The following is a 3,170-nucleotide window of genomic DNA, read 5'->3' on the forward strand; positions in this document are numbered from 1 at the left end:
ATAGCGTGGTCAACGAAAAAACGGACTAACTTCGGTTGGTCAATAGAAATCCGGACTAACAACAAAAACGGTCAACGCTTTTCAGGACGGGTCAGATTGCCCGTTCTGTTTCTTAACGCTCCTTTACTTGTACAATCCTAACAGGGGCAGTGGGGGAATGAAATCTGCCTAATCGGGGTGGAAACGGTTCAGTAATCCTGTTCAGGTAGCAAAGTTCAGCCAAGCTGGCCTTGCCGATAAGAAAGCTGAACTTCGCCGCATGAAAATTGGCTACGCCCGCGTCTCGACCCGCGACCAGAATCTGGAACTACAACTCGATGCGCTGACTCAGGCCGGATGCGAGACCATCTATCAGGAGAAAGTGTCCGGGGCCACCAAGGCCCGACCCGAACTCGACAAGTTGCTGGCCAGCCTGCGTAAGGGTGACACGGTCTATATCTACAAGCTCGACCGGTTAGGCCGCTCGCTCAAGCACCTGCTCGATATGGTGGCCGAGTTGGAGTTCAAGGGCGTAGGACTTGTCTCGCTCACCGATGCCATCAACACGGCTTCGGCGCAAGGCCGGCTCGTATTCAACCTGTTCGCCTCGCTGGCCGAGTTTGAGCGCGAGCTGATCCGGGAGCGGACCTACGCCGGCCTGGCCGCCGCCCGAGCGCGGGGCCGGGTGGGTGGCCGGCCGCGGGGCCTGTCGGAGGAAGCCGAGCGCACGGCCATGGTGGCCGAGACGCTCTACAAGGAGCAGCAGTTGGGCGTCAATGAGATTGCCCAGCGCCTGCGCATCTCCAAAGTCACGCTCTACAAATATCTGCGCCATCGGGGCGTCGTCATTCATTCTTACCGGAAGGGAGCGGCTAGCCAAGAGACTGAATAAGTGTGGGACCGAATAGCAAGCCCTTGACATAATCCGGACGGCATTCGCACGCAACTCTCCCTTATTGGAAATTATTCTCTAATTTTGCCATGTAAATAGAATAAATATCACTCCCCCTGCCTGCTCAGGTGCCTTAATGGAAAAAAGTAGTCCCTGGCCCTTACTGGTCTTTGCCACGTCCGACAAAGCCGTCAGTCGTCGCATCCAGCAGGCCCGGCGGGCCGGCGAGTTGCGCCAGCTGCTGCCACGGGTCTATACCTCCGACCTCACAACAGCGCCGGCCGTACTCGTGCGCCGAAACTGGCTGCCGATCCTGGGCCACCTCTATCCCGACGCCGTTATCAGCCACCGCTCGGGCCTGGATGCACAGCCCACGCCGGAAGGGGATATTTTCCTCACCTATAAGTACGCAAAGAAAGTGGCCCTGCCAGGTCTGATGGTGCACCTGGTGCCCGGACCAGGCCCACAGGACCTGGACCGGCCATTTGGCAGCACGACCCTCTCGTTTGCCTCCGAGCCCCGGGCCCTACTCGAAAACTTTCAGTTGGGGCGCGCCCGCGGCGGCATTAGCAAGACGCTGCCCGGATCGGCGGTGGAAGAATACCTGGAGCGGTTGCTGCGCGTGCGCGGCGAGGACGGCCTCAACGCGCTACGCGACCAAGCGCGCCTATTGGCAACGCACCTGGGCTGGGAAGCCGAGTTTGGTCGCCTCAGTCAGGTCATGGCGGCGCTACTGGCTACGGCACCCAGCAAATTACTCACCTCCCCCATCGCCCGGGCGCGGGTGCTGGGCCTGCCCTACGACCCCGACCGGGCCGAACTATTTGCCACCCTGCTCACGGCCCTGCGCCAGCACCCGCTACCCAGCCGCCCCGACCCGGCCGCCCAGCCCCCAGCCTACTATGAGCTGGCCTTCTTTGAAGCCTACTTCTCCAATTTCATCGAGGGCACCGTCTTCCAAGTGGATGAGGCCCACGACATGGTGGTGGGCAATGCGCCCGTGCCCGGCCGGCACGCGGATTCGCACGACGTGCTGAGCACGTATCAGTTGGTGAGCAACCCGGCCGAAATGCGGGTCGTGCCCACCACGGCCGACGAGCTGCTGGCTTTGCTGCAGCGCCGGCACGCCACGCTGCTGCGGGAGCGGCCTGACAAGCGCCCCGGCCAATGGAAAGAGCGCGCCAACCAGGCCGGCAACACCAACTTCGTGGAGCCCGAGCTGGTACGCGGCACCTTACACCAAGGCTTTGCGTGCTACACGGCCCTGGAGCACCCGTTGGCCCGGGCCGCCATGATGATGTTCATCGTCAGCGAGGTGCATCCCTTTGACGATGGCAACGGTCGCCTGGCCCGCATCATGCTCAACGCCGAGCTCGTCCGTGGGGGGCTGAGCCGCATCATCATCACCACCAGCTACCGCCAAGATTATTTGCGGGCCCTGCGCCGATTGAGCCGGCAGCGCGACCCGGGGCTCTATCTGCGCATGCTCGACCGAGCTCAGGCGTTCACAGCGGAGTTGCAGGCTGATTCCTACCACAGGCTGAAAGCGCAACTTACCCAGAGTCGCGCATTTGACGAAGCCAACGAAGAGATGGTGTGGTAGGGCATCGGTTGGGCTTGCCAATCCTAGTCTCGTGAGCCAATGGTGAGCCAATTATCAACGCAGGAAAACTCGCTTTATACGCTTGCAAGGCACTTTATCAGCAGCTCGTGCGGAGGCGGTGAGCCAATAGTGAGCCCATTCATTCTGCTCGTGCCACCGTCCTTTGATTACTCCTTAATCGCGCCTAAAAGGGAGTTGGGCGGGTAGTTGATAGGGCATCATCAGCAAGCAGGAGAAGCAGCTGATTGTCATTCTGATGCTAGATGACAAGGCGTTTGATGATAGACTGTTACGTTCGTTGAACAGTCGTTTAACAAACGTGACAAAACCCTATCTTGCCCCTAGTTCCCTCTCGATGCTAATTTCCCGATGATACGCTACGTCGCCTACTTCCGCGTGAGCACCGCCCGCCAGGGCCAGTCCGGCCTCGGCCTCGAAGCCCAGCAGGCCGCCGTGCGGACCTTCGTCGGAACCGAAGCGAGCATCGTGGCCGAGTACGTCGAAATCGAGAGTGGGCGCAAGAACAGCCGGCCCCAGCTGCAGGCGGCTATCGTGCACGCCAAGCAGGAGGGAGCCGTGCTGCTCGTGGCTAAGCTAGATCGACTAGGAGCTGTTCTCAATTAAGGTAGAGCGTGATAACTCGTAGACAGATAAAGGAGTCAAACGTGCGGTCCAGCTTATCGTAGCGGGTGGCTA

The 3,170-nt window shown here is 60.1% G+C and carries 3 protein-coding genes; all 3 read left to right on the plus strand.

Annotation, left to right across the window (positions count from 1 at the left end; genetic code table 11):
• Positions 1–259: 259 nt before the first annotated feature.
• Positions 260–871, plus strand: coding sequence for a recombinase family protein (locus H145_RS22190; RefSeq protein WP_019949767.1), 612 nt, complete (start codon positions 260–262; stop codon positions 869–871).
• 136 nt (positions 872–1,007) lie between these two features.
• On the plus strand, positions 1,008–2,474 hold the full coding sequence (locus H145_RS0119205) for a Fic family protein (protein ID WP_019949768.1): 1,467 nt from the start codon (positions 1,008–1,010) through the stop codon (positions 2,472–2,474).
• Positions 2,475–2,843: 369 nt separating this feature from the next.
• Positions 2,844–3,098 (plus strand): recombinase family protein, encoded by a 255-nt coding sequence (locus H145_RS0119210; protein WP_019949769.1) that lies wholly within the window; start codon positions 2,844–2,846, stop codon positions 3,096–3,098.
• The last annotated feature ends 72 nt before the right edge of the window (positions 3,099–3,170 follow it).

Source organism: Hymenobacter aerophilus DSM 13606, from assembly GCF_000382225.1.
Lineage (GTDB): Bacteria > Bacteroidota > Bacteroidia > Cytophagales > Hymenobacteraceae > Hymenobacter > Hymenobacter aerophilus.